This is a genomic window from Facivitalis istanbulensis, assembly GCF_040560405.1.
Classification (GTDB): domain Bacteria; phylum Pseudomonadota; class Alphaproteobacteria; order Sphingomonadales; family Sphingomonadaceae; genus Sphingomonas; species Sphingomonas istanbulensis.
In genome coordinates this window covers 1-547 of record NZ_JAVSCQ010000089.1, presented here as the reverse complement: position 1 = coordinate 547, position 547 = coordinate 1, and the positions used below count along the sequence as shown (strand labels likewise).

The following is a 547-nucleotide window of genomic DNA, read 5'->3' as shown; positions in this document are numbered from 1 at the left end:
TGGGTGTAATCTGTAGCGGCGTCACCTCCTCGATCTGTGGTGTGGCGAGAGCGGCCATTCCCTCGATCTGCATGTAGCGGCTCTGGAGCTGGTACTCGTCGTTCTGTTCGAGCAGCACGGCGCCGATGAGGCGCGTGATGCTGTCCTCGTTGGGGAAGATGCCGACCACGTCGGCGCGGCGCTTCACCTCCTTGTTTAGTCGTTCCAACGGGTTGGTGGAGTGCAGCTTGGTCCGGTGTTGCTCTGGGAAGGTCATGTAGGCGAGCACGTCATGCTCGGCATTGTCCATGCAGGCACCGAGTTTCGGCCAGCGGGCACGCAGTTGGTCGGCGACGTGACGCCAGCTCTGGGTGGCGGCGGCATGATCCGGCTGGAGGAAGATCTGCCGGATGGCGGCAGCGACCACGGTGGTCTGGCCCTTGCGCCCTCGTGTCCCCTCCCGGCCTGGGAGATAACCCGCGATCCGCTCCCATTGCTCGTCCGTCAGCGTCCGTCTGCTCAAGGCCTGGCTCCTTCACCAACCTTGAATCAGAACTCTCGCCTCATG

1 pseudogene is annotated in these 547 nt (G+C 63.4%); it reads right to left on the bottom strand.

Annotation, left to right across the window (positions count from 1 at the left end):
* A pseudogene (locus RN629_RS18305) lies at positions 1 to 421 on the bottom strand (transposase); the annotation flags it as partial.
* Between the last annotated feature and the right edge of the window lie 126 nt (positions 422 to 547).